Origin of the sequence: Mesorhizobium sp. CAU 1732 (genome assembly GCF_039888675.1) — a bacterium.
In the GTDB taxonomy this organism is placed as follows: Bacteria; Pseudomonadota; Alphaproteobacteria; order Rhizobiales; family Rhizobiaceae; genus Aerobium.
The window spans coordinates 740,692-763,176 of record NZ_JBDQQR010000002.1 but is presented as its reverse complement, the minus strand read 5'-3'; the positions used below and the strand labels follow the sequence as shown (position 1 = coordinate 763,176).

26 protein-coding genes and 1 pseudogene are annotated in these 22,485 nt (G+C 64.0%); 18 read left to right on the top strand and 9 right to left on the bottom strand.

The annotated features are described in order from the left end of the window. The first annotated feature begins 37 nt into the window (after window positions 1–37). The 8 genes from odhB (at window position 38) to AAFN55_RS21355 (ending at window position 5,559) form a co-directional block, all read left to right on the top strand. The gene (odhB, locus tag AAFN55_RS21390; RefSeq protein WP_347800991.1) at window positions 38–1,279 is read left to right on the top strand and encodes a 2-oxoglutarate dehydrogenase complex dihydrolipoyllysine-residue succinyltransferase; all 1,242 of its coding nucleotides are present in this window, start codon (window positions 38–40) and stop codon (window positions 1,277–1,279) included. 118 nt (window positions 1,280–1,397) lie between these two features. Beyond that, window positions 1,398–1,787 (top strand): MAPEG family protein, encoded by a 390-nt coding sequence (locus AAFN55_RS21385; protein WP_347800990.1) that lies wholly within the window; start codon window positions 1,398–1,400, stop codon window positions 1,785–1,787. A gap of 7 nt (window positions 1,788–1,794) precedes the next feature. Beyond that, on the top strand, window positions 1,795–2,292 hold the full coding sequence (locus AAFN55_RS21380; protein ID WP_347800989.1) for a hypothetical protein: 498 nt from the start codon (window positions 1,795–1,797) through the stop codon (window positions 2,290–2,292). Continuing rightward, window positions 2,289–3,044 carry an SDR family oxidoreductase gene (locus AAFN55_RS21375; protein WP_347800988.1) on the top strand — a complete coding sequence of 252 codons (756 nt, stop codon included), beginning with the start codon at window positions 2,289–2,291 and terminating at the stop codon, window positions 3,042–3,044. The genes AAFN55_RS21380 and AAFN55_RS21375 overlap by 4 nt, the downstream gene beginning before the upstream one ends. A gap of 31 nt (window positions 3,045–3,075) precedes the next feature. Then, window positions 3,076–4,482 (top strand): dihydrolipoyl dehydrogenase, encoded by a 1,407-nt coding sequence (gene lpdA, locus AAFN55_RS21370; protein WP_347800987.1) that lies wholly within the window; start codon window positions 3,076–3,078, stop codon window positions 4,480–4,482. Window positions 4,483–4,608: 126 nt separating this feature from the next. Next, window positions 4,609–4,872, top strand: a complete 264-nt coding sequence (locus AAFN55_RS21365; protein ID WP_347800986.1) for a type II toxin-antitoxin system prevent-host-death family antitoxin — start codon at window positions 4,609–4,611, stop codon at window positions 4,870–4,872. After that, a complete protein-coding gene (locus AAFN55_RS21360; protein ID WP_347800985.1) occupies window positions 4,869–5,276 on the top strand; it encodes a hypothetical protein in 408 nt (135 codons plus the stop codon). The genes AAFN55_RS21365 and AAFN55_RS21360 overlap by 4 nt, the downstream gene beginning before the upstream one ends. A gap of 109 nt (window positions 5,277–5,385) precedes the next feature. Next, the gene (locus AAFN55_RS21355; protein ID WP_347800984.1) at window positions 5,386–5,559 is read left to right on the top strand and encodes a hypothetical protein; all 174 of its coding nucleotides are present in this window, start codon (window positions 5,386–5,388) and stop codon (window positions 5,557–5,559) included. Window positions 5,560–5,643: 84 nt separating this feature from the next. Here AAFN55_RS21355 and AAFN55_RS21350 read toward each other — a convergent pair whose 3' ends face one another. Together AAFN55_RS21350 and AAFN55_RS21345 are read right to left on the bottom strand one after the other, a co-directional pair. Beyond that, complete coding sequence (locus AAFN55_RS21350; RefSeq protein ID WP_347800983.1) at window positions 5,644–6,678, bottom strand: aspartate-semialdehyde dehydrogenase; 1,035 nt, start codon at window positions 6,676–6,678, stop codon at window positions 5,644–5,646. A 340-nt stretch (window positions 6,679–7,018) separates the two neighbouring features. Further along, the gene (locus AAFN55_RS21345) at window positions 7,019–7,360 is read right to left on the bottom strand and encodes an antibiotic biosynthesis monooxygenase (protein ID WP_347800982.1); all 342 of its coding nucleotides are present in this window, start codon (window positions 7,358–7,360) and stop codon (window positions 7,019–7,021) included. Between the two features lie 99 nt (window positions 7,361–7,459). Here AAFN55_RS21345 and AAFN55_RS21340 point away from each other — a divergent pair, with 99 nt between their 5' ends. Continuing rightward, the gene (locus tag AAFN55_RS21340) at window positions 7,460–7,840 is read left to right on the top strand and encodes a DUF6152 family protein (RefSeq protein ID WP_347800981.1); all 381 of its coding nucleotides are present in this window, start codon (window positions 7,460–7,462) and stop codon (window positions 7,838–7,840) included. A gap of 47 nt (window positions 7,841–7,887) precedes the next feature. After that, window positions 7,888–8,319, top strand: a complete 432-nt coding sequence (locus AAFN55_RS21335) for a DUF6644 family protein (protein ID WP_347800980.1) — start codon at window positions 7,888–7,890, stop codon at window positions 8,317–8,319. Window positions 8,320–8,354: 35 nt separating this feature from the next. Here AAFN55_RS21335 and leuB read toward each other — a convergent pair whose 3' ends face one another. From leuB to leuD, 4 genes are all read right to left on the bottom strand, one after another. Then, the gene (gene leuB / locus AAFN55_RS21330) at window positions 8,355–9,467 is read right to left on the bottom strand and encodes a 3-isopropylmalate dehydrogenase (protein ID WP_347800979.1); all 1,113 of its coding nucleotides are present in this window, start codon (window positions 9,465–9,467) and stop codon (window positions 8,355–8,357) included. Between the two features lie 72 nt (window positions 9,468–9,539). Next, window positions 9,540–9,935 (bottom strand): RidA family protein, encoded by a 396-nt coding sequence (locus tag AAFN55_RS21325; protein ID WP_347800978.1) that lies wholly within the window; start codon window positions 9,933–9,935, stop codon window positions 9,540–9,542. Between the two features lies 1 nt (window position 9,936). Further along, the gene (locus AAFN55_RS21320; protein ID WP_347800977.1) at window positions 9,937–10,173 is read right to left on the bottom strand and encodes a DUF2798 domain-containing protein; all 237 of its coding nucleotides are present in this window, start codon (window positions 10,171–10,173) and stop codon (window positions 9,937–9,939) included. 13 nt (window positions 10,174–10,186) lie between these two features. Continuing rightward, window positions 10,187–10,792 carry a 3-isopropylmalate dehydratase small subunit gene (gene leuD / locus AAFN55_RS21315; protein ID WP_347800976.1) on the bottom strand — a complete coding sequence of 202 codons (606 nt, stop codon included), beginning with the start codon at window positions 10,790–10,792 and terminating at the stop codon, window positions 10,187–10,189. Window positions 10,793–10,897: 105 nt separating this feature from the next. Between leuD and AAFN55_RS21310 the strand changes: the two are divergent. Next, window positions 10,898–12,016: pseudogene (locus AAFN55_RS21310) on the top strand (aminotransferase). Between the two features lie 57 nt (window positions 12,017–12,073). Here the strand turns inward: AAFN55_RS21310 and AAFN55_RS21305 are convergent. Further along, window positions 12,074–12,517: a glyoxalase superfamily protein gene (locus AAFN55_RS21305; RefSeq protein ID WP_347800975.1), complete on the bottom strand. Its 444-nt coding sequence runs from the start codon at window positions 12,515–12,517 to the stop codon at window positions 12,074–12,076. Between the two features lie 234 nt (window positions 12,518–12,751). Between AAFN55_RS21305 and AAFN55_RS21300 the strand changes: the two genes are divergently transcribed. After that, window positions 12,752–13,000 carry a DUF982 domain-containing protein gene (locus AAFN55_RS21300; RefSeq protein WP_347800974.1) on the top strand — a complete coding sequence of 83 codons (249 nt, stop codon included), beginning with the start codon at window positions 12,752–12,754 and terminating at the stop codon, window positions 12,998–13,000. A 74-nt stretch (window positions 13,001–13,074) separates the two neighbouring features. On the opposite strand, the gene AAFN55_RS21295 is transcribed toward AAFN55_RS21300, so the two are convergent. Further along, window positions 13,075–14,244, bottom strand: a complete 1,170-nt coding sequence (locus AAFN55_RS21295) for an FAD-binding oxidoreductase (protein ID WP_347800973.1) — start codon at window positions 14,242–14,244, stop codon at window positions 13,075–13,077. A 114-nt stretch (window positions 14,245–14,358) separates the two neighbouring features. Here AAFN55_RS21295 and AAFN55_RS21290 point away from each other — a divergent pair, with 114 nt between their 5' ends. From AAFN55_RS21290 to AAFN55_RS21280, 3 genes are read left to right on the top strand one after another with little or no spacing between them, the layout of a single operon-like run. Then, a complete protein-coding gene (locus tag AAFN55_RS21290; protein WP_347800972.1) occupies window positions 14,359–15,231 on the top strand; it encodes a CoA ester lyase in 873 nt (290 codons plus the stop codon). A 10-nt stretch (window positions 15,232–15,241) separates the two neighbouring features. After that, a complete protein-coding gene (locus AAFN55_RS21285; protein WP_347800971.1) occupies window positions 15,242–15,448 on the top strand; it encodes a DUF1737 domain-containing protein in 207 nt (68 codons plus the stop codon). A 40-nt stretch (window positions 15,449–15,488) separates the two neighbouring features. Further along, a complete protein-coding gene (locus AAFN55_RS21280; RefSeq protein ID WP_347800970.1) occupies window positions 15,489–15,794 on the top strand; it encodes a HigA family addiction module antitoxin in 306 nt (101 codons plus the stop codon). Between the two features lie 185 nt (window positions 15,795–15,979). Here the strand turns inward: AAFN55_RS21280 and AAFN55_RS21275 are convergent, their stop codons facing one another. Further along, window positions 15,980–16,402 carry a metallopeptidase family protein gene (locus AAFN55_RS21275; protein WP_347800969.1) on the bottom strand — a complete coding sequence of 141 codons (423 nt, stop codon included), beginning with the start codon at window positions 16,400–16,402 and terminating at the stop codon, window positions 15,980–15,982. Window positions 16,403–16,594: 192 nt separating this feature from the next. Between AAFN55_RS21275 and AAFN55_RS21270 the strand changes: the two genes are divergently transcribed. The 3 genes from AAFN55_RS21270 to AAFN55_RS21260 all read left to right on the top strand — a co-directional run bounded on the left by AAFN55_RS21270 (window position 16,595) and on the right by AAFN55_RS21260 (window position 22,459). After that, on the top strand, window positions 16,595–17,578 hold the full coding sequence (locus AAFN55_RS21270) for a hypothetical protein (RefSeq protein WP_347800968.1): 984 nt from the start codon (window positions 16,595–16,597) through the stop codon (window positions 17,576–17,578). Between the two features lie 73 nt (window positions 17,579–17,651). After that, the gene (locus AAFN55_RS21265) at window positions 17,652–19,067 is read left to right on the top strand and encodes a DUF6504 family protein (protein ID WP_347801066.1); all 1,416 of its coding nucleotides are present in this window, start codon (window positions 17,652–17,654) and stop codon (window positions 19,065–19,067) included. Continuing rightward, the gene (locus tag AAFN55_RS21260) at window positions 19,064–22,459 is read left to right on the top strand and encodes an error-prone DNA polymerase (RefSeq protein ID WP_347800967.1); all 3,396 of its coding nucleotides are present in this window, start codon (window positions 19,064–19,066) and stop codon (window positions 22,457–22,459) included. The genes AAFN55_RS21265 and AAFN55_RS21260 overlap by 4 nt, the downstream gene beginning before the upstream one ends. Window positions 22,460–22,485 lie beyond the last annotated feature (26 nt).

Genomic DNA, 22,485 nt, shown 5'->3' with positions numbered 1-22,485 from the left:
CACTGCCCAAGCGAAATCAGGCAACGGGAAAGATATAATGGCTACCGAAATTCGCGTCCCGACCCTCGGAGAATCCGTCACCGAGGCGACCATCGGAAAGTGGTTCAAGAAGGCAGGCGACGCGATCGCAGCCGACGAGCCGATCGTCGAGTTGGAAACCGACAAGGTGACCATCGAGGTTCCCGCGCCAGCCGCAGGAACGCTGTCAGAGATCACCGCCGCCGATGGCGAGACCGTGGGCGTCGGCGCGCTTCTGGGCATGATCAGCGATGGAGGCGCGGCCGCTGCCGCTTCTCCCAAGAAGGAAGAGCCGAAAGCCGAAGCGCCCCAGGAAGCGCCGAAGGCCGAGGCTGCGAAGCCTGCTTCCGCTGCCGCCGAGAAGACGTCCATGCCGCCCGCTCCCGCCGCCGCGAAGGCGCTGGCCGAGGCTGGCGTGTCCGCCGACCAGGTGTCCGGTTCGGGCAAGCGCGGGCAGGTCCTGAAGGGCGATGCGCTGGAAGCCATCGCCAAGGGCGTGTCGACTGCGCCTGCCCCCGCAGCACCGGCTGCCGCCCGCGCGCCGTCTTCGGAGGCGGAAGTGGCTCTCGAAGAGCGCGTCCGCATGACCAGGCTGCGCCAGACGATCGCGCGCCGCCTCAAGGATGCGCAGAACACGGCCGCCATGCTCACCACCTTCAACGAGGTGGACATGAAGGCGGTGATGGATTTGCGGACGAAGTACAAGGATGTCTTCGAGAAGAAGCATGGCGTGAAGCTCGGCTTCATGGGCTTCTTCACCAAGGCCGTGACGCATGCGCTGAAGGAAATCCCGGCCGTCAACGCCGAGATCGACGGCACCGACCTGATCTACAAGAATTACGCGCATATCGGCGTTGCGGTCGGCACCGAGAAGGGCCTCGTCGTGCCGGTGGTGCGCAATGCCGACCAGATGTCGATCGCCGAGATCGAGAAGGAAATCGGCCGTCTGGGCATCGCCGCGCGTGACGGCAAGCTCTCTGTCGCCGACATGCAGGGCGGCACCTTCACCATCTCGAATGGCGGCGTCTACGGCTCGCTGATGTCGACGCCGATCCTGAATGCGCCGCAGTCGGGCATTCTCGGCATGCACAAGATCCAGGAGCGGCCGATGGTCGTCGGCGGGCAGATCGTGATCCGCCCGATGATGTATCTGGCGCTGTCCTACGATCACCGCATCGTCGACGGCAAGGAAGCCGTGACCTTCCTCGTCCGCGTCAAGGAAAGCCTGGAAGACCCCGAGCGGCTGGTTCTGGATCTCTGATCCATCGGCCCGGCGCTTGCCGCCGGGCGCGATCTGGCCGAAAGTCTCTCACGTCCGCATAGTGACCGGGCCACCCGGCCCGGCCCGGCCGACAAGGGATATGACGATGGAAATCGTTATGACGACCGAAATAGTCGTGCTCGGCTGGAGCGTCTTGCTGCTGCTCCTGAACGTGATCTTGCAGGCCGGCACATCAGGCGATCTTGGGCCGGCCTATTTGTTTTCCGCGCGCGACGAGAAGCGCGAAACCAAGAGCATCCTCTCGCAGCGGCTCGACCGCGCGTTGCACAATCTGCTCGAGACCTATCCCGCCTTCATCGCCCTGGCGCTCGCGCTGACGATCAGCGGCAAGGCCGGCGGCATCGCCGCGACCGGTGCATGGCTCTGGCTGATCTGCCGCGTCATCTATGTTGTGCTCTACGCCGCCGGCATCCCGGTCGCGCGCACGATCGTCTGGTCCCTGTCGATCGTCGGCCTGGGGATGATGCTCTGGCGTCTGGCGATGTGAGGACCGGTTGAAGCAGCGATACGCAAGACTGGCAGGCATGGCGCTGCTTCTGACATTCTCCGCAACGCAGGTGCAGGCCGCGTGCCCGTTGGAACTCGCCGTCTATAGTGACGACAGCGCCGGCGTCTCGCTCGACTTCAGGCCGGGCCAGACCGCCGTCGTGACCAACAGTTTCAAGATGGCGCTCAGTGGCGACGTGCTGCTTGATGGCGTCGTCATGTGGACGGAAGGTCCGGCGCGGCCCGTCGGGCTCTTGATGAAGGACTGCCCCGAAGGCGATGTGACCGGCGAGGAAATCGCTGCCTGCACGGCATGGGAAGGCTCGATCTACGCGGCCGATGATACGGGTACGATCGGGCTCCTGCCCGCACAGGGCGAGGCCGCGCCACACAGGCTCGTCTTCGCCGATCTTGCGCGCGGTCTGGCAGCGGGACCGATCTCCGACACAATCGACGCGGACCGGTTGCCATCCGACGTCTTCACGCTCAGCGGGTGTCAGGAATGACGATGAACGGTAAATCGATGCTCGTCACGGGTGGCGGGCGCGGCATCGGCGCGTCGGTCGCAAGGCTGGGCGCTGCCGCGGGCTGGCGGGTCGCGATCAACTACACCGCAAACGACAAGGCGGCTTCCGCGCTCGTGGACGAGATCGTCTCTGCCGGCGGCGATGCGTTCGCCATCAAGGGCGATGTCGGCGAGGAGCGCGACGTGCTGGCGATGTTCGCCGCCGTCGACGAGCGTTTCGGCCGGCTCGACGGGCTGGTCAACAATGCAGGCGTGGTCGACCGCAAGGCGCGCATCGACGAGATGAGTGTCGACCGCCTCACCCGCATGATGCGCATCAACGTCATCGGCTCGTTCCTGTGCGCCCGCGAGGCGGTGAAGCGGATGTCGACGAAACATGGCGGCAAGGGCGGCTCGATCGTCAACCTCTCCTCGGTCGCAGCCGTGCTCGGCGCGCCGGGCGAATATGTCGACTACGCCGCCTCAAAAGGCGCGATCGATACGTTCACGCTCGGGCTTTCGCGGGAAGTCGCGACGGAGGGCGTTCGCGTCAACGCGGTGCGGCCCGGCATCATCGATACCGAGATACACGCATCGGGCGGCCAGCCCGATCGCGTCGCCGCCATGAGCGGTTTCGTGCCCATGCAGCGCGCCGGCACCGCAGACGAGGTGGCGCGCGCGGTGCTCTGGCTTTTGTCTGACGAAGCGTCCTATACGACGGGCGCAATCCTGAATACGAGCGGCGGACGCTGAGCCGCTCAACCGACGAGGAAGGGAATATTCGATGAGCTATGATGTCGTCGTGATCGGAGCCGGTCCGGGTGGATATGTGTGCGCGATCAAGGCAGCGCAGCTGGGTCTCAAGACGGCGATCGTCGAAAAGCGCGACACCTATGGCGGAACCTGCGTCAATGTCGGCTGCATTCCGTCCAAGGCGCTGCTGCACGCGACCGAGATGCTGATGGAAGCCGAGCACTCCTTCGACGCGCTCGGCATCGAGATTTCCAAGCCCAAGGTTAACCTCAAGAAGCTGATGGCGCACCGCGTCAACACCGTCGAGCAGAACACCAAGGGTCTCGTCTTCCTGATGAAGAAGAACAAGATCGACACCTTCAAGGGCACCGGCCAGGTGCTCGGCGAGGGCAAGGTGTCGGTGACGGCCGAGGACGGTACGATCCAGGAGATCGAGACGAAGAACATCGTCATCGCGACGGGCTCGGACGTCGCCGGCATTCCCGGCGTCGATGTGGCCTTCGATGAGAAGGTGGTCGTCTCGTCCACCGGCGCGCTCGAACTCGACGCTGTGCCAGGTCACCTCGTGGTCGTCGGGGGCGGCGTGATCGGCCTGGAGCTCGGCTCGGTCTGGGCGCGTCTCGGTTCCAAGGTCACGGTGGTCGAATATCTCGACACGATCCTCGGCGGCATGGACGGCGAAGTCGCCAAGCAGTTCCAGAAGACGCTCGCCAAGCAGGGCATGGAGTTCAAGCTCGGCGCCAAGGTGACTGGCGTCGCCAAGGCCAAGAAGGGCGCGACCGTCACCTTCGAGCCTGTGAAGGGCGGTGACGCGGAGACCATCGAGGCCGATGTCGTGCTCGTCTCGACCGGCCGCAAGCCGTTCACGGACGCGCTGGGCCTGGAGAAGGCGGGGGTGACGCTGGACGAACGCGGACGCGTTGCGATCGACGATCATTTCCTCACTAGCGTGCCGGGCGTCTACGCGATCGGCGACGTGGTGCGCGGACCGATGCTGGCCCACAAGGCCGAGGACGAGGGCGTGGCGGTCGCCGAGATCATCGCAGGGCAGGCTGGCCACGTGAACTACGACGTGATTCCCGGCGTGGTCTATACGAGCCCGGAAGTCGCCTCTGTCGGCAAGACCGAGGAAGAGCTGAAGAAGGCCGGCGTGGACTACAAGGCGGGCAAGTTCCCGTTCTCGGCCAACGGCCGCGCGCGCGCCATGCTGCAGACCGAGGGCTTCGTGAAGATCCTCGCCGACAAGGCGACCGACCGCGTGCTCGGCGTCCACATCGTCGGTTTCGGCGCCGGCGAGATGATCCACGAGGCGGCGGTTCTGATGGAGTTCGGCGGCTCGTCGGAAGACCTCGCGCGCACCTGCCACGCGCACCCGACCATGTCGGAAGCCGTCAAGGAAGCCGCACTCGCGACCTTCGCCAAGCCGATCCATATGTAGGCCGAGGCGCCATTGCCGGACAATGAAGGGCGTGGCCGACGAGGCCGCGCCCTTTTGATATGTTGCAATCCTTTGTATTGTTTGTATCTTACAGAAGATACAAACAATACAAAGTAGGAGGCAGGCATGAAGCAATTCACGTTCTCCGACCTGAGCCGGCACTCGGGCGACGTTCTGGATGCGGCAATGATGGGTAAAGTCTCATTGGCGAAGCGCGGCAAGGCCAAGGTAATAATGATGCCGATGGCGGAATATGAGCGCCTCGAACGCCTGGCCGCAGGCCGGCAGGAACGGACCGCGTTCACCTTGGCCGATGCTCCGGACGAAGACATCGAGAATTTGACCGCTGGATTCCAGCAGATCCTCGATGAGACAAAATCCGACGTATGAAGCGCGGCGATGTCTACCGCTACAACTACCTCTGGGGCCACGAGGCACAACGCGGAGAAGAAAGCGGCCGCAAGGTCCGGCGTGTCTGCCTCATGATGGAAGTCAACGGCTGGATTTATCTCTTCCCCATTTCCAGCCAGGTCCCGAGGCCTTCGGAAGCCGGCGAAGAGCGGCTTTACGAGATCGTTCCAGAGATCGAGCAGCGTCGAATTGGACTTGGCCCCGAAAAGGCGAGCCATCTGATCCTGGACGACTACAACAGGGTCCGGCCGGATGAACTGTATGACTTCGAAAGTCTCACGCCCGTAGGGTCCTTCAGTGCACGATTCCTGGAAAGGGTGGCCAGCCGTTTCCTGACGGCCATACAGGAAAAGCGCGCGATCGCCGGAATCACCCGTCGATGAGGCCGCGCCCTCCGTCTATCCAGGCATGTTCACGGCAATCGTGATTTGGTCGATCCGGATCGCCTTGTTAGCCTTTGCGGGCTGATCCCCAAGACAAAGGAGACCGTGCATGAAGACCGCTCTCGCATTGGCCGCAATTCTCGGCCTGTCCGTATCCGCCGCAAGCGCTTGCGGCCACAAGGACAGGACGGCATCCGTCGACACCGACATGACGGTGGCAAGCATCCAGACAGGTTCGATCCCGGCTCCCGCGGAGCCGGTGGTCGTCAAGGACGAAAAATAGGCGGGCAGGCCCGCCTTCTTTCGATAGTTGTGTTTTGAGAACCGCTCCGTCTCGTGACGGAGCGGTTTTTCGTACGGGTGGTGCTCAGGCGGCCTTCTGCTTCGGCTGGATCAGGCCGCGCGCGACCAGAAGCTCGGCGATCTGCACCGCGTTGAGCGCCGCGCCCTTGCGCAGATTGTCGGAGACGACCCACATGTTGAGGCCGTTCTCGATCGTCTGGTCCTCACGGATGCGGCTGATGAAGGTCGCGTCTTCGCCCGCACTTTCCAGCGGCGTGATGTAGCCACCGTCCTCGCGCTTGTCGATGACGAGGCAGCCGGGCGCATCGCGCAGGATGTCGCGCGCTTCGTCGGCGGTGATCGGCTTCTCGAACTCGATATTGACCGCTTCGGCATGGCCGATGAAGACCGGCACGCGCACGGCGGTGCAGGTGACCTTGATCTTCGGGTCGAGCATCTTCTTGGTCTCGACCATCACCTTCCATTCTTCCTTCGTGGAGCCGTCTTCCATGAAGCTGTCGATGTGGGGGATGACGTTGAAGGCGATGCGCTTGGTGAACTTCTTGTTCTCGACGCCGTCCGCCACGAACACCGCACGTGTCTGCGTGAAGAGCTCGTCCATGCCTTCCTTGCCCGCGCCGGACACCGACTGGTAGGTCGAGACGACGAGGCGCTTGATGGTGGCGTGGTCGTGCAAAGGCTTCATGGCGACGACGAGCTGCGCGGTCGAACAGTTCGGGTTGGCGATGATGTTCTTGCGGGTGAACAAGTCGATCGCGTCGGGGTTCACTTCCGGGACGATCAGCGGCACGTCCTGGTCGTAGCGGAAGGCCGACGAGTTATCGATGACGACGCAGCCCTGCTTGCCGATCTTCGGCGACCATTCCTTGGAGACGTTGCCGCCCGCCGACATCAGGCAGATGTCGGTGTCGGAGAAATCGTATTGTGCGAGGTCCTTCACCTTCAGCGTGCGATCGCCGTAGGACACCTCGGTGCCGAGCGAGCGGCGCGAGGCGAGTGCGACGATCTCATCGATCGGAAAACCGCGCTCCTCGAGGATGTTGAGCATTTCGCGCCCGACATTGCCGGTGGCGCCGACGACTGCAATCTTGAAACCCATTTCGGTTGCTCCTGTTGGCAGCACGCTCCCGCTTTCGGGATCATGCTCGGTCTCTCCGCCGGTGCTGTTGGAAACCCGCTGGCTGCGGGCCGTCCCCTAGAGCCGGACCCGGGGAGAGGGCGAGCAGGCCAAGGGACGTCAGACCGTTTTGGCGGTCGTCGTTTTGGCTGTTGCTTTGGTGGAACGCAGGCGTGCAAGCGCGCGCCCGGCTGGAGCCTCTGCTCCATGCCCGGGGAACTGGAATGCAAAGAAAGCCATCAAGAGGCCGCGCATTGTTTCAATCCCGGTGTGCGCCTGCCTTTTACGCCGTTTGTGAAAAGAGTCAACGAACCGGATTGCGTCATGTCACGAGCGGGATATTCCCACGCGCGCGCAGAGCGACGGGTTCGGTTTCGATCAGCCGCAGCGCCTTGACCATGCTCGACGTCGCGGACTTGTAGGTCATGAAGTGCGGCGACCGCAGATGCGCCTCGTAGGCGTTCTGGTCGGCGTAGACTTCCATGATGCGCAGATGGCACGGCTGGTCCTTCAGCGACACCGCGTGGAGCATCAGGACACCGGGCTCCATGGCGATCGAAGCCTCGATCTCCGTTTTCAGCAGTGCCGTGTAGGCCTCCAACTGCGCGGGGTCGATTTCGAGTTCGGCCATCCTGACGAGCGGCGAGCTTGCTGTGTGTGCCATGTGTCCCTCCATGTCCGCCTGTCGTCCGCCCTCATCGCGACGTGATTTGATCTCCGGCGCCAACACCCTAGTCTTTTAGCGAGAGAAAGGAGACCGCTTATGATCTTTTCGCTTCGCGCTGTAAGCGCGACCTGCGCCGGCACGATCCTGATATCCACGGCGGCGCTTGCCCATCATGGCTGGTCCTGGACGCAGGACGGGTTCTTCGAGCTGACCGGGACGATCACGGCCATCACCTACGCGAACCCGCATCCCACGCTCGACGTCAATGTCGAGGGCGAGAGCTGGCGGGTCGAACTCGCGACTTTGCGCGCGACGGCGAATGCCGGCTTCATGGAGGACACCGCCGCTGTCGGCGACGATGTGACCGCCATCGGCAACCGGTCGCGCGAGGAGACCGAGCCCCGTATGAAGGCCGTGCGCCTCGTCCACAAGGGCGAGACCTACGACATCTATCCCAACCGGGTGCCGGAAAACTGATCGACACGCTCTTCGACATATTCGCGCATGTCGAGCGCCTGTCTCTCGTGCGCGCCCTCAAGGTGTCGTTCTACGCCTATCCGCTGATCAATGCCTTGCACATCATGGCGATCGGCGTGGTGTTCGCGGCCGTCGTCATGATGGATCTGCGCATTCTGGGCGTCGTACGCTCGGTGGCGCGTGCGCCGTTTCTGCATCTTATGCGCGAAGCGATCGCCGTGGCGCTCCCGATGGCGATTGCGACGGGGCTTTTGCTGTTCTCGGTACGGGCGCAGCAATATGCGACGAATTCGGCGTTCCAGCTAAAGCTGATGCTTCTTGTGCTCGCGGGGTTAAACCTGGCCGCGTTCCGACGCATGATGGTCGAGCCCGCGTCGGACGAACGCGACTACAGCGGCTCCGCAAAAGCCATGGCGGCCGTGTCGCTGGCGCTGTGGACCGGCATCGTGCTTGCCGGCCGCTTCATCGGGTTCATCTGACGGACGCCTCGCGAAGTGTCGCGAGGCGCGATGGGTCAGGCCGACAGCGCGCGGAACTTTTCGACGATCGCGTCGCCCATCGCGACCGTGCCGACTTCGGTCATGCCGTCCGACATGATGTCGGCGGTGCGCAGGCCGTCGTCCAGGACCGCCGAGATCGCGGCTTCCAGACGGTCGGCCTCGGCCACCATCGAGAAGGAGTAGCGCAGGCACATGGCGAAGGACGCGATCATGGCGATCGGGTTGGCGATGCCCTGGCCGGCGATGTCGGGTGCGGAGCCGTGCACCGGCTCGTAGAGCGCCTTGCGGGTGCCGGTCTTGGGATCGGGCGCGCCGAGCGATGCGGACGGCAGCATGCCGAGCGAACCGGTCAGCATGGCGGCCACGTCCGACAGCATGTCACCGAACAGGTTGTCGGTGACGATGACGTCGAACTGCTTGGGCCAGCGCACGAGCTGCATGCCGCCGGCGTCGGCGAGCATGTGGTCCAGCTTGACGTCCGGGTAGCGGTCCTTGTGATACTTGGTCACGACCTCGTTCCAGAGCACGCCGGACTTCATGACGTTGCGCTTTTCCATCGAGGTGACGTGGTTGTTGCGCGTCCGCGCGAGCTCGAAGGCGACGCCCGCGATGCGCTCGATCTCGAACGTGTCGTAGACCTGCGTGTCGATGCCGCGCTTCTGGCCGTTGCCGAGGTCGATGATCTCCTTCGGCTCGCCGAAATAGACGCCGCCGGTCAGCTCGCGCAGGATGAGGATGTCGAGGCCCTCGACCACCTCTGGCTTGAGCGAGGAGGAGGCAGCCAGCGCCGGGTAGCAGATGGCGGGGCGCAGATTGGCGAACAGTTCCATGTCCTTGCGCAGGCGCAGCAAGCCGGCCTCGGGGCGGACCTCATAGGGCACGCCGTCCCATTTGGGTCCGCCGACCGCGCCGAACAGGACCGCGTCGGCCGCCATCGCCTTGGCCATATCGTCTTCGGAGATCGATGCGCCGTGCGCGTCGTAGGCGCAGCCGCCGACGAGGCCCTCTTCGGTCACGAAGCCGGCGCCCATGTCCTCGTTCATCACTGCGATGATCTTCTTCACCTCGCCCATCGCCTCGGGGCCGATGCCGTCACCGGGAAGAAGGAGGAGTTTGCGCGTAGCCATGGAAAAGCCTTTCGGAGAGGAATGTCGAACCGACGTCTTGCTAGCGGCAGGACGCCCGGGGTGCAAGCGTGGTCAGGCGCCTGCCCGTATGCGTTTCAGCGCCGTCACCTCGATCTCGATCTTCATCTCGGGCTCGGCCAGATCGCAGACGAGCATCGTCGCGGCGGGGCGGATCGAGCCGAAATGCTCGCCCAGGATGGGATAGACGCGCTGCACATAGGCGCGGTCGGTGACGTAGTAATGCGTACGCACGACGTCGGCGAGCGAGAAGCCCGCATCCTTCAGCGTCTTCTCGATGGTCGCGAGGCAGGTTCTTGCCTGCTCCTCGACGCTTTCGGGCATGATCATCGAGTCGTAGTCGTAGCCGGTCGTGCCTGCGACGAAGCACCAGTCGCCGTCCACAACCGCACGCGAATAGCCTGCGGTCTTTTCGAAAGGCGATCCGGTGGAGATGAGACGACGGGTCATGTCAGCCTTCCTGGACGATGTGCCTTAGAATGCGCCGGACGATCGGCGCCACGATCAGGACCGCGGGAAAGGCCACCGCCCATGACGGGAGCCACGCGGCAAGCCAGCGCAGCGCGAAATCGCTGCCGATGCCGGTCGCGATCGCGGTCGACAGACCAGACACGATGCAGGACATCATGCCCGAGAGAAGCAGGCCGAACACGATGGATTCGTGCCGCTTGGCAATGAAAGGGGTCATGCCGGTCGCTCGCTCAGGCCCAGGGACGGCTTTCCGCGTTGCGCTTCTCGAAGCTGTCGATCGACGGCGCCTTCTCCATCGTCAGGCCGATGTCGTCGAGGCCGTTGAGCAGGCAGTGACGCCTGAAGGGGTCGAGATCGAAGGTGATGACGCCGCCGTCCGGCCCGCGGATTTCATTCTCGACGAGATCGACGGTCAGCGTGGCGTTCGCACCGCGCCCCGCATCGTCCATAAGCTTGTCGAGATCGTCCTGGCTGACGGTGATCGGCAGGATGCCGTTCTTGAAGCAGTTGTTGTAGAAAATGTCGGCGAAGGAGGTCGAGATCACGCAGCGGATGCCGAAATCGAGCAGCGCCCACGGCGCATGCTCGCGCGACGAGCCGCAGCCGAAATTGTCGCCGGCGACGAGAATCTGCGCCTTGCGATAGGCCGGCTTGTTGAGCACGAAATCGGGGTTTTCCGAACCATCCTCGTTGAAGCGCATCTCGGCGAACAGGCCGGAACCCAGTCCGGTGCGCTTGATCGTCTTGAGATAGTCCTTCGGGATGATCATGTCGGTATCGACATTGACGATCGGAAGCGGTGCTGCGACGCCTGTGAGCGTGGTGAACGGGTCCATGGTCTTGCCTGTCTTTCGGCCTTCAGAATTCCTGCGGACCCGATTTACACACAATCCCGGGAAATTCAAAGTCCGGAGTCGGTCGGACAAGAGGAGAAGCGTGCGATGAAGATCAGGCCGTTCGGCGTCGAAATCTGGATGAACCGGTACGAAAACCTCTGCCGCTACAATCTGGCCGAAACCTGCGTGGAATCGCTGACGGTCGACCAGCTTCTTGCCCTGACGGGCAAGTCGAACAGTCTTCTCGACGATCTTTTGCCGATGAAGCTGACCTATGGCGCGATCGAGGGCTCCGAGCGGCTGCGCGATGCGATTGCCGCGCATTACGAGACAAAGAAGCCCGCAGACATCACGGTCACGCATGGTGCGATCGGCGCCAACGCGCTGGTCTATCAGGCGCTTGTGGAGCCGGGCGATGTGGTCGTCTCGATCGTGCCGACCTATCAGCAGCACGTCTCCATTCCCGAAAGCCTCGGCGCCGAGGTGAGGCAGTTGCGGTTGCGCGAGGAGGATGCTTAACGGGTCGATCTCGACGCATTGCGGCAGCTTGCAGGCGACGCCTGCAAGCTGATCGTCTTCGCCAATCCCAACAACCCGACCGGCGCGCTGATGGACGAGGCGACTTTGCGCGAGATCGTCGCGATCGCTGAAAACACCGGCGCATGGATTCTCGCCGACGAAGTCTATCGCGGCACCGACCAGACGGGTGCGGGCACGACCGTTTCGGTCGCGGACCTCTACGGCAAGGCGATCAGCACCGGCTCGATGTCGAAGGCGTTCTCGCTGGCGGGGCTGCGGCTGGGCTGGATCGCCGGTCGGCAGGATCTGCTGCATGAGGTGTCGATCCATCGCGACTACAACACGATCAGCGTCGGCATGGTCGACGATTTCCTGGCGGCCATTGCGCTGGAAAGCCGCGACGCGATCCTCGCGCGCAGCCGGGGGATCGTGCGCGAAAATCTTGGCATCCTGGAAGCGTGGGTCGGCAACGAGCCGAAGGTGGATTGGGTGAAACCGCAATCGGGAACGACGGCGCTGTTGCGCTACGATGCCGGCATGCCGGCGGAAGCCTTTTGCGTCAAACTGCTCGAGGAGACCGGCGTTCTGTTCACGCCCGGATCGGCGCTTGATGCGGAGGGCACGGTGCGCATCGGCTATGCCAACAATGCGCAAATCCTGCGCGACGGGCTGGCGGAGGTCTCGGCGTTTCTCAAGCGGCTCTGAGCAAACAGGCGGCTGCGACCGGGGTCGCAACCGCCTGTTTTCGGGCTCAGGGTGCCGTCAGGCGCGCTTGAGCGCCATGACGCCGGTTTCCGTGCCGGTCAGCCGCCGCGAGCGACCATCGGCCCCAACGACCATCTCGACGCGATTGCGCTTGACCGAGAAGTTCTGCGACGTGGACGCGTCGACCGGAGGGTCGAACTTGACGGTAACCCGCCAGAGTTCCGGCTTGATCGTCTCGGACAGGCCGATGACCCGGCCATGCGCCGGGTTGCCGTTGAAGGTGCCCTCGACTGGCTCTCCCACGCTGAAAGGCGCGCCGCTCCGTTCGATCGGGCTTTTGGTGGCCGTGTCCTGCGCGGCAAGCGTATTCCAGTCGCGCGCGCCGTTTTGCCGGGCGACCAGTTCAAGCGCCTTGCCATGGCTGACCGTGATACCGTCGGCAGCGAGCGCGTCGCGCAGGCGTTTGGCATGTGACTTGTAATCGGATGATGTGGTGGTCATCGCGTTCTCCTATCCATCTGATGGACGGCATGTGTGTCACGGGAGCCCGCATTGCCGTTTCGGCCGTCTGACGACAGGGAAACGATGTCTCGTCGGGAAGCTTCACCGTGGCCTGAGCCTGCGGGCGGCAGGGGCTTCCGAACCCGGTGCTCAGATAGGCATCGGCTCACGCCGCGTCAATGGTCCGGCTTTGCGCCTGCCGGGAACCCGGTTCCCCAGCGGGCGTTGAACTTGATGACACAGCAGGACAAGAGCTTCGGGACACCGGTGACCGTGACGATCGGCGGGGTGCCTCACCGTATCGGCACGGTGCGCGAGGCGGTGGACATCCTGTCGAGCACGCAATGGCCGGGCGCGCGGGGCCCGCGCCATCGCGACGCGCGCGACACCTGCCTGAAAGTGCTCGACGGGCATCGCTCGACTGCCGATGCAGAGCGCGAATTCGCCGCCGCCCTCGACGAAGCGGGACTGGTCGTCACCTGATCGCGGACCAAATTCCCTCCACGGTGACCTCGCGAGAGCGTGACCCAAGACCTTCTCCTGAACTCGATTTGTAATCAGATAACGTTCAATTCGCGGAAGGCCCTGCCTTCCGCGATGCGCTCGTAGGAGAAGGCTGAGCAGTCGATCGTGCGGTAGCTGCCGTGCAGGATCAGTTCCGCCAGCGCCTTGCCGACCGCCGGCGCCTGCTGCAGGCCGTGGCCCGAGAACCCGTTCGCGAAGATGAAGTTTTCGACCTCCGGATGCGGGCCGACCACCGCGTTCTGGTCGAGCGTGTTGTAGTCGTAGTGACCGGCCCACGCGCGACCCGGCTTGATCGCCTCGAAGGCGGGGACGCGCGTCGCCAGAATGGGCCAGATCGTCTCTTCGAACAGCGACCAGTCCGGCTCGAAATCGGCCGGGTCTGCCGGGCCGTCCGTGTCTTCCGGTTCGGCGCCGCCGGTGATGTAGACCGAGCCTTCCGGGCGCACATAGATGCCGCTGGGATCGACCATCAGCGGCATGTCGTCGATGCGGTCGCGCGCCTCGAAGACGAAGACCGAGCGCTTGCGCGGTTCGACCGGCAGGGTGATTCCCGCCATCGCGGCGACCTTGCCGCCATTGGGGCCGGCTGCGTTGATAACATGACCGGCGTCGAGGCGCGTGCCATCGGCAAGGGTTACGCTCGCGACCCGCGCGCCGTTGCGCTCGATCGCGGCGACTTCGCCGGTGATCAGGTCGATCGCCTTGTCCTTCAAGGCCTTGCGGAACAGCGTCAGAAGCGCGTGCGCGTCGAACCAGCCCTCGCCCGAGCGGCCATAGGCGCCGGCCGTGATGCCTTCGGTCGATATCCACGAAAAACGCTTCGCCAGCGCGTCGGCGTCTTCCAGCACGATGTCCGCGCCTTCGGCCTCCTGCACGGCATGGTTGGCCTTGAGGATCGGCAGCCCTTCGGGGCCGGCGAGGATGAGATAGCCCTTCTCGCGGAAGGCGATGTCGGCGTCGCTGCCGAACCGCGTCTTTAACTCGCGAAACAGGCCGAGCGTGAACTGCGACAGCCTGATGTTTTCGGGAATCGAGAATTGCTGGCGGATCGACGCACAGGAGAGCGTGGTCGCGGAATGGGCGAAGCTCGGGTCGCGCTCGACCAGCGCTATCGATCCCGAAAACCCTTCCTCGCGCAGGAAATAGGCGATCGAGGAACCGACGATCGCGCCGCCAATGATGACAATGTCGTAACTGGGCATGGATGGCTCCGCTGGTGGGCGGCGGGCAAGGAACCAGCTTTGCAGCGGCGCGGCAAGAGCGTTCGTTGCACGAGCGCGCTTGCGCCGGCGAATCGGTTGAGCCAGAACATAGGGATGCAGATCAGAACCCCACGGCCGCGCCGCTCCGTCCTCTATGTTCCCGCCACCAACGAGAAGGCGCTCGCGAAGATCGCGCAGCTTGCCTGCGATGCCGTGATCATCGATCTGGAGGATGCCGTCGCGCCTGCCGAAAAGCTCGCCGCGCGCGAGCGGCTGAAGGCGATCTTCGCCGGCCGCGAAAAGGGCGGCAGGGAGATGATCGTGCGCGTCAACGCGCTGTCGAGCGAATGGGGCGAGGGCGACCTTCTCGCGGCGCGCGAATGCCGCCCGGACGGCATCCTCCTGCCCAAGGTCGAAACCGCGCGCGACATTCTCGAAGCCAACGACCTGCTCGATGACACCGATGCGCGCCCGTCGCTCTGGCTCTGGGCGATGATCGAGACGCCACGCGCGCTCCTCAACATCGGCGCGATCGCGGCACTCGGCCGCGACAGGGGCGCACGGCTCGCCTGCCTCGTGGCGGGCACCAACGATCTCGTCAAGGAGACCGGCGTCAAGGTCACGCCCGACCGGCGCTATCTCGCCTCCTGGCTGTCGCAGATGGTGCTGGCGGCGCGCGCGGGGGGCCTCGACGTGCTCGACGGCGTCAGCAACGATTTTCGCGATCTCGATGCCTTCGCGCGCGAATGCGAGGAAGGCCGCAATATGGGCTTCGACGGCAAGACGCTGATCCATCCGGCGCAGATCGAGGCGGCCAATGCCGCCTTTTCGCCCTCCGGCGACGAGGTGACTGATGCGCTTGCGGTCCGCGCCGCCTTCGCGCTACCGGAGAACGAAAAGAAGGGCGTCATATCGATCGACGGCAGGATGATCGAGCGGCTGCATCTCGACCAGGCCGAGCGCGTGCTGGCCAGGGCAGGAAAATAGGAAAACACCGATGAAACTCTACCGCTTTCTCTCCGGCCCCGACGATTCGAGCTTCTGCCACAAGGTGACCGCCGCGCTGAACAAGGGCTGGCACATCTACGGCTCGCCGACCTACGCCTTCGACGCGGAAACCAAGACGATGCGCTGCGGCCAGGCGGTGTTCAAGGAGGTCGAGGGCACGGAGTACGACCCGTCGATGAAACTCGGCGAGCAGTAGTCCAGCAAACCTTCGAGTCCTGAAATCCATGGAGTTCGGAATGGACTTGAGATTCGATCCCCCGATACACCCCGGAGAAATTCTGCGGGAGGAGTATCTCGTACCCCTGAGGATGAGTGCAGGCGTGCTTGCAAGGAAACTCGGCGTTCCCCGCACCCGTATCGAGCGGCTGGCGGCGGAACAGTCGCCCGTCACGACGGACACGGCGCTGCGTCTTGCAAAATTCTTCCGAACCTCGCCGAGGTTCTGGATGAACATGCAGGCGTCCTACGATCTCGCGGTCGTGGCGGATGCGAAGCGGGCGGAGATCGACGCGATCCCCGAAATGCCGGCCGAGGCCGCCTGACCAGTCAAAGCCCCAGCCTTCGCCTCAGCGCCTGATACTGTGCCGGGCTCGTGTCGGCCATCGCGTCCGCGCGTGGCGGGCATGTCCTCGAAGGGGATCGCGTCGTCCACCGGCTGGATGTCTCCAGGCTCCACGCTTCTCTCAACCGATCGTAAAGGTCGGACGGCGAGAGCGGCTTTGCCATTCTACTCCACGCCCTCTTCGATCTTTTCCATGTCGTCGTCGGAAAGGCCGAAATGGTGGCCGATCTCGTGGATCAGCACATGCGCGACGATGTCGCCCAGCGTCTCCTCGTTTTCCGACCAGTAGTCGAGAATCGCGCGGCGATAGAGGGTGACGCGGTTCGGACCTTCCCCCGTCGACGGGTTCCACCGCTCCGCGATGCCTCGTCCCTCAAACAGGCCCAGCAGGTCGAACGGGGTTTCCAGCGCGAGATCGTCCATGATCTCGTCGGTGGGAAATTCCGCGATGAGGATGACGATCTCGCCGGTCAGCATGCGAAATTCGTCGGGCAGATGGGCATAGGTTTCCAGCGCCAGGAGTTCGAAATCCTGCAGCGAAGGAGAGAGCTTCGTGCTCCATTCCTGACTTTGATAGATACGGGCCATGCGGTGTCCTTTCGGGCCATATAGACCTTTGTGACGCGGCTTTCGACCCCCGATGCGTCGGATGATGAAGGCCCGGGGCCGACCTGAATCGCCGGGCGAGGAATAAATTCTCCGAGACTCCGCTTGACTCTTCCCGGCGGCTCTGGAATCCATAGGAACATAACAGGAACAAGTGAACGAAAGAACCGCATCATGGCGACCGCCGTGGCGCGCGAGGCCGTCTTTGCCTTGCGTCGGGAAATCGCGAGAATCGAAGGCAGGCTGCCGGATCGGCTGCATGGGGCCGGGGAGCGTCCTTCCGCGCCTGGCGCCGATCTGGGCCGGCAGAGCGAGGATGTGGTGCTGCGCCGGCACGGCATGCCGGGTGAGGGGCTGATGCTTCCGATCGGAAACGAGCGCCTCGATACGGCTCTGGGCGGAGGGTTGCCGTTTGCGGCGCTGACCGAGATCCATGGCGCGCAGACGCGTGACGCGGGCGCGGTGGCCGGTTTCACGCTGGCGTTGGCGGCCATGGCGCTGCGGCAATCGGCGGTCAAGGCGCCGCTTCTGTGGGTGGTTGCGGGTGAAGTCCTGTCGGAGGCAGGCCTCCCTTACGCGCCGGGCATCCTGCATCGTTTCGGCATTCCGGCCGATGCCCTTCTGGTGGCCGAAACGCGGCGGCTGGAGGACGCCTTGTGGGTGGCGGAGGAGGCTGCCGCGCTGACCGCCCTGTCGAGTGTGATCCTGGAGGTGCGCGGCCATTCGCGCCGGCTCGATCTCACGGCGACGCGCAGGCTTCACCGGCGCGCGCAGGCCGCCGTCCGCCCCCTCTATCTGCTGCGGCAGGCAGGCGAGCCCGAGCCCACGGCGGCGCCCGTCCGGCTCGTCGTCTCACCCGCGCCGGCAGCGGAACGCCGCACGATCCTGGGGGCACTCGAAGGTTCGATCGGGCCGCCGGCCTTCACCGTCACGATCGCGCGCAGCCGCATGGCGATCCCCGCAACAGTCATTCTGGAATGGAATAAAGATGAGTGCGTCTTTCACGAGAGACGGATCGACGGATCGGCCGATGCCGGTTTCGGGGCTCGCGCCGGAGCCGGGGCGCAGGATCCTGGCGCTGTGGTTTCCGCTGCTTCAGACCGAGCGGATTCTGAGAAGCAGGCTGGGGCGGTCGTGGCGCTCCGCGGTGCCGCGTAAGGCCGGGCACAATGCCGGGCATCCGCCGCTCGTTGTCAGCCATCGCGAGAACAACACCCAGCGTGTCGCGGCCTTGGACGAAAAGGCGGCTGCGCTCGGCCTCAAGCGGGGGATGGGACTTGCCGATGCGCGCGCCATGCATCCGACGATCGAGATCGTCGAGGCGGAGCCTGCCGGCGACCGCAAGCTCCTGACAAGCCTTGCGGACTGGTGCGACCGCTATACGCCGCTGGTGGCGCTGGAGGGTGACGACGGCCTGTTTCTGGACATCACGGGGTGCGCGCATCTTTTCGGCGGCGAAAAGGCGATGCTGGACGATATGCTGAACCGGCTTTTCACGCAGGGGTTTCGGGCCCGTGCCGGCCTCGCCTCGACGCCGGGCGCGGCCTGGGCTGCGGCACGGTTCATGAGCCCGGCGCTCGTCAGGCCGGGCGAGGAGGCGTACGCCCTGTCGCCGCTGCCGCTTGGCTGCCTTCGGCTCCAGCCGGCGGTCCGCACCGGGCTTGAAAGCGTCGGCCTGCGAACGGTGGGATCGATCCTGACCGCGCCGCGCGCGCCGCTTGCGCGCCGGTTCGGCGCGACCTTGCTGATGCGGCTCGATCAGGCGCTCGGGCGACTTGAGGAAGCCGTGTCGCCGCGCATGCCCGTCGCGCCGCTTTCGGTGGAGCGGCATCTGGCTGAACCCATCGTCCTGCTGGAAGACATCGAGCGGCTGGTCCTGCTCTTGTCCACGACGCTCAAGACCGATCTGGAACGTCGCGGCGAGGGCGCGCGGCGCCTGCAACTGGCGCTGTTCAGGGTCGATGGCGCGGTGCGGCGCTTTACGATCGGGTCGTCGCGGCCGTTGCGGGAACCGGCCCTGATCCACAAGCTGTTTCACGAGAAACTTACGGCGAAGGCAGACGAGATCGATGCCGATTGCGGCTTCGAACTGGTGCGGCTGTCCGTGCTGAGCACCGTTGCCTTCACCATCGAGCAGGTGGATCTCGCCGGTGAACACAAGGGCGACGACAAGGGGCTCGCGCTGTTCGCCGATCGCGTGCGCGCGCGTCTTGGCGAGGGCGCGCTGGCGCTCCCGCATCTCGTCGAAAGCCACGTTCCCGAGCGTGCGGCGGTCCTGCAGTCTTTCGAGGATGGCGCGGACAGGCGAACGCATGCGCCGGCGAAGCCGGGCGCTCCCGGAAAAATCATGGCCGAGCGGCCGATCCGGCTTTTGGCCCGGCCGGAAAACGTCCAGGTGACGGCGGCGGAAGTGCCCGAGGGGCCGCCGCAATATTTCCGGTGGCGGCGCGTGCTTTACCGGGTCGCGCGCGCGGAAGGACCGGAGCGTATCGCGCCCGAATGGTGGCGTGACGAGACGGATGCGCCGACACGGGACTATTTCCGCGTCGAGGACGAAGCGGGCCGCCGTTTCTGGCTGTATCGGCAGGGGCTCTACGGCGCCTCGCCAAGCATGCCGTGCTGGTTCATGCACGGGCTGTTCGCATGAACATGCGCGCCGGCATTGGCTATGCGGAGTTCGCCGTGCAGTCGAACTTCTCGTTCCTGCGCGGGGCCTCCCGGCCGGAGGAACTGGTCATCGCGGCCAAGCTGCTCGGTCATGCCGCCATGGGGCTCGCCGACCGCAACAGCGTTGCGGGCGTGGTGCGCGCGTGGAGCCAGTCGAAGCAGATTCCAGTGTCCGAAACGGAAGAGCCGGTTCAGTTGCCCTATCATCCCGGCTGTCGGCTCGTCTTTGCCGACGGCACGCCGGACGTGCTGGCCTACCCGCAGAACAGGCAGGGCTGGGGGCATCTGTGCCGGTTGCTGACCCAGGCCAATCTGCGCGAGGAAAGCCCGAAGGGCGCGCCGAATGTCTATCGCAGCGATCTGATCGAATGGGGCGACGGCTTGTCGCTTGCCGTGCTTCCTGTTCTTGGAGACGGTTTGCGTGACGAGAGCGAATTCCTGCGGGCGCTGCGCGAACGTTTCGGCGGCAAGGCCCTGTGGATCGCCGTCGCGCCCGGCTACGACGGCGACGATCGCTTTCGCATCGAGCAGGCGGCCAGCATGGCGGCGCAGGTCGGAGTGCCGCTCATGGCCGTCAACGATGTGCGCTATCACGTCTGCGAACGCCGCGCCCTTCAGGATGTGCTGACGGCGATCCGCCTCAATGTGCCGGTGGCCGAAGCCGGGTTCGAGCTCGCCGCCAACGCCGAGCGCCACATGAAGCCGCCAGAGGAAATGGCCCGGCTGTTTCGCCGCCATCCACAAGCGATTGCCGAGACGATGCGGTTTGCGGGCACGCTGGGATTTTCACTGAAGGAGTTGAGCCACAATTATCCTGAGGAGACCACGGAACCCGGCATCGACCCTCAAGCCGAGCTGGAAAGGCTGACTTGGGAAGGCGCGCAGCGTCGCTATCCAGATGGTCTTCCGTCAGGACTGGTCGATAAAATTACGCATGAACTGGAGATCGTCGCCAACAAGGAATACGCACGCTATTTTCTCACCGTGCACGACATCGTCCGGTTCGCGCGCATGAAAGACGTGAACATCCTGTGCCAGGGACGCGGCTCGGCAGCGAACTCGGTCATCTGTTTTTGTCTGGGAATCACGGAAGTCGATCCCCTTTTAATGAACGGCCTCTTTGAGCGGTTCATTTCGACGGAGCGCGACGAGCCTCCGGATATCGACGTCGATTTCGAGCATGAACGGCGCGACGAGGTGATGGCTTACATCTACGAAAAGTATAGCGGGACACGAACGGCGCTTGCCGCTTCCGTCGTCACATATCGAGGCCGGTCCGCGCTACGCCAGGTTGCGAAGGCCATGGGGCTCTCGGACGATGTGCAGTCGTCGCTTTCCGGTTCGATCTGGGGTTGGGCGACATCGGAACTGGGTGAAAAGGAAGCCACGGCTGGGGGGCTTTCCAACGATGATCGGATGCGACGCCACGTCATCGACCACGCAAACGAACTGATGAAGATCGAATGTCCCCGTCACCTGTCGCAGCATGTCGGCGGGTTCGTCATCACCAAGGACCGCCTCGACGAGATTGTGCCCATCGTCAAGACGGCAATGGACGACCGCAGGATGGTCGAATGGGACAAGAACGATCTGGATACCGTCGGTCTTATCAAGGTCGATATATTGGCGCTTGGCATGCTGTCCTGCCTGAAACGCGCCTTCACCCTTCTGGAGCGGCACTATGACCGCGCACTGACCCTGGCGTCACTCCCCAAGGAGGACGCCCATGTCTACGACATGATCTGCCGGGCAGATACGCTGGGGGTCTTCCAGATCGAGAGCCGGGCGCAGATGTCGATGCTGCCAAGGCTGAGGCCGCGTGAATTCTACGATCTCGTCATCGAGGTGGCGATCGTTCGCCCGGGACCTATCCAGGGCAACATGGTGCATCCCTATCTGCGCCGCCGTATGGGCAAGGAAAAGGAGACCTATCCCAGTGAGCAGATGAGGGAAATTCTCGGGAGAACCCTTGGCGTTCCTTTGTTTCAGGAGCAGGCCATGAAGATCGCCATCGAAGCGGGTGGTTTCGCTCCCGGCGAGGCGGACCAGCTTCGGCGCTCGATGGCGACATTCCAACGCAACGGAACCATCGACAAGTACAAAGACAGACTGATCAATGGGATGGTGAAAAACCGCTACGACAAGGAATTCGCCGAGCGTGTCTTCGCGCAGATCGAGGGTTTTGGCGATTACGGCTTCCCCGAGAGCCACGCCGCGTCTTTCGCGTTGCTCGTCTATGCGTCCTGCTGGTTCAAGACCTTCTATCCGGACGTCTTCTGCGCCGCGATTCTCAACTCTCAGCCCATGGGGTTCTATGCTCCGGCGCAGTTGGTGCGCGACGCGGCCGAGCATGGCGTCGAGATCAGGCCGGTCGATATCATGCATTCCGACTGGGACTGCACGCTTGAAACTGCGCCATTCGATCGTGATCAGATCGCCCGCCGCCACGAGGAAATGCACGACGTCATTCGAACGCGACACGCCGTTCGGCTTGGTCTGCGGCAGATCAAAGGGCTTTCGGCGGCGAAGGTCAAAAAATTGGTGGAGCAGCGAGGTGGCGGCTACGTATCCGTGCGCGACGTCTGGCTGCGATCCGGTCTCGATGTCGGCGACATGGAGAAGCTGGCCGCAGCCGACGCCTTTCGCTCGATCGGGCTCGATCGCCGCGCGGCGCTGTGGGCGGTGCGCGCGCTGGACGGCAAAAGTGCCGCAGAAACGCTGCCTCTCTTCGACCGGCCTGATCTAGATTTGAAAGACAATGAACCTGAAACCAGGCTGCCGGTCATGCCGCTGGGTGAGCACGTCATCCATGATTACCGCTCCCTTCGCCTCTCGCTCAAGGCGCATCCTGTTTCCTTTCTGCGGGCGGGTTTCGATCGGGACGGGATCACACCAAACGCAGCCCTGTCTTTCGTGCCCAGTGGCCGGCGTATCTCCGTCGCGGGGCTGGTTCTGGTGCGTCAGCGCCCGGGCAAGGGCAATGCGATTTTCATGACACTGGAAGACGAGGGGGGTATCGCCAACGTGATCGTCTGGAAGCGGGATTTCGAACGTTTGCTGCCCGTCATCATGGGAACGCGACTGGTGCGCGTGCGTGGTCGCCTTCAGGCGGAAAGAGGCGTCATCCACATAGTCGCCGAGGCGATGGACGATCTGAGCCCGCGGCTCGAAGCGCTCTCCGAAGCGGCGTCGGACGTTGATTTCCTGTCGCCCACCGACGAGGTGAAGCACTCGATCGACGAAGACCGGCGGACCATGGCTAGCATCCCGCGTGAGCACCGCCAGGCGGTTCGCGAGGCACTTGCCCGGCAAGCGCCGACCGCGCCACAGCCCGTCAGGACAGTGATGCCCAAGGGGAGGAATTTTCATTGATGCCCGTCGCCGTTGCCACCGTGCGA

What these genes read in the sequence shown, in the direction of transcription:
- AAFN55_RS21280 (WP_347800970.1), top strand. Translation starts at nt 15,489, where the DNA reads ATGGACTTGAGATTCGATCCCCCGATACACCCCGGAGAAATTCTGCGG.
- AAFN55_RS21260 (WP_347800967.1), top strand. Translation starts at nt 19,064, where the DNA reads ATGAACATGCGCGCCGGCATTGGCTATGCGGAGTTCGCCGTGCAGTCG.
- AAFN55_RS21345 (WP_347800982.1), bottom strand. Translation starts at nt 7,360, where the DNA reads ATGGCACACACAGCAAGCTCGCCGCTCGTCAGGATGGCCGAACTCGAA.
- AAFN55_RS21365 (WP_347800986.1), top strand. Translation starts at nt 4,609, where the DNA reads ATGAAGCAATTCACGTTCTCCGACCTGAGCCGGCACTCGGGCGACGTT.
- AAFN55_RS21290 (WP_347800972.1), top strand. Translation starts at nt 14,359, where the DNA reads ATGCAGATCAGAACCCCACGGCCGCGCCGCTCCGTCCTCTATGTTCCC.
- AAFN55_RS21340 (WP_347800981.1), top strand. Translation starts at nt 7,460, where the DNA reads ATGATCTTTTCGCTTCGCGCTGTAAGCGCGACCTGCGCCGGCACGATC.
- AAFN55_RS21320 (WP_347800977.1), bottom strand. Translation starts at nt 10,173, where the DNA reads ATGACCCCTTTCATTGCCAAGCGGCACGAATCCATCGTGTTCGGCCTG.
- odhB (WP_347800991.1), top strand. Translation starts at nt 38, where the DNA reads ATGGCTACCGAAATTCGCGTCCCGACCCTCGGAGAATCCGTCACCGAG.
- AAFN55_RS21300 (WP_347800974.1), top strand. Translation starts at nt 12,752, where the DNA reads ATGACACAGCAGGACAAGAGCTTCGGGACACCGGTGACCGTGACGATC.
- leuD (WP_347800976.1), bottom strand. Translation starts at nt 10,792, where the DNA reads ATGGACCCGTTCACCACGCTCACAGGCGTCGCAGCACCGCTTCCGATC.
- AAFN55_RS21350 (WP_347800983.1), bottom strand. Translation starts at nt 6,678, where the DNA reads ATGGGTTTCAAGATTGCAGTCGTCGGCGCCACCGGCAATGTCGGGCGC.
- AAFN55_RS21285 (WP_347800971.1), top strand. Translation starts at nt 15,242, where the DNA reads ATGAAACTCTACCGCTTTCTCTCCGGCCCCGACGATTCGAGCTTCTGC.
- AAFN55_RS21355 (WP_347800984.1), top strand. Translation starts at nt 5,386, where the DNA reads ATGAAGACCGCTCTCGCATTGGCCGCAATTCTCGGCCTGTCCGTATCC.
- AAFN55_RS21375 (WP_347800988.1), top strand. Translation starts at nt 2,289, where the DNA reads ATGACGATGAACGGTAAATCGATGCTCGTCACGGGTGGCGGGCGCGGC.
- AAFN55_RS21305 (WP_347800975.1), bottom strand. Translation starts at nt 12,517, where the DNA reads ATGACCACCACATCATCCGATTACAAGTCACATGCCAAACGCCTGCGC.
- AAFN55_RS21275 (WP_347800969.1), bottom strand. Translation starts at nt 16,402, where the DNA reads ATGGCCCGTATCTATCAAAGTCAGGAATGGAGCACGAAGCTCTCTCCT.
- AAFN55_RS21385 (WP_347800990.1), top strand. Translation starts at nt 1,398, where the DNA reads ATGACGACCGAAATAGTCGTGCTCGGCTGGAGCGTCTTGCTGCTGCTC.
- leuB (WP_347800979.1), bottom strand. Translation starts at nt 9,467, where the DNA reads ATGGCTACGCGCAAACTCCTCCTTCTTCCCGGTGACGGCATCGGCCCC.
- AAFN55_RS21325 (WP_347800978.1), bottom strand. Translation starts at nt 9,935, where the DNA reads ATGACCCGTCGTCTCATCTCCACCGGATCGCCTTTCGAAAAGACCGCA.
- AAFN55_RS21360 (WP_347800985.1), top strand. Translation starts at nt 4,869, where the DNA reads ATGAAGCGCGGCGATGTCTACCGCTACAACTACCTCTGGGGCCACGAG.
- AAFN55_RS21270 (WP_347800968.1), top strand. Translation starts at nt 16,595, where the DNA reads ATGGCGACCGCCGTGGCGCGCGAGGCCGTCTTTGCCTTGCGTCGGGAA.
- lpdA (WP_347800987.1), top strand. Translation starts at nt 3,076, where the DNA reads ATGAGCTATGATGTCGTCGTGATCGGAGCCGGTCCGGGTGGATATGTG.
- AAFN55_RS21295 (WP_347800973.1), bottom strand. Translation starts at nt 14,244, where the DNA reads ATGCCCAGTTACGACATTGTCATCATTGGCGGCGCGATCGTCGGTTCC.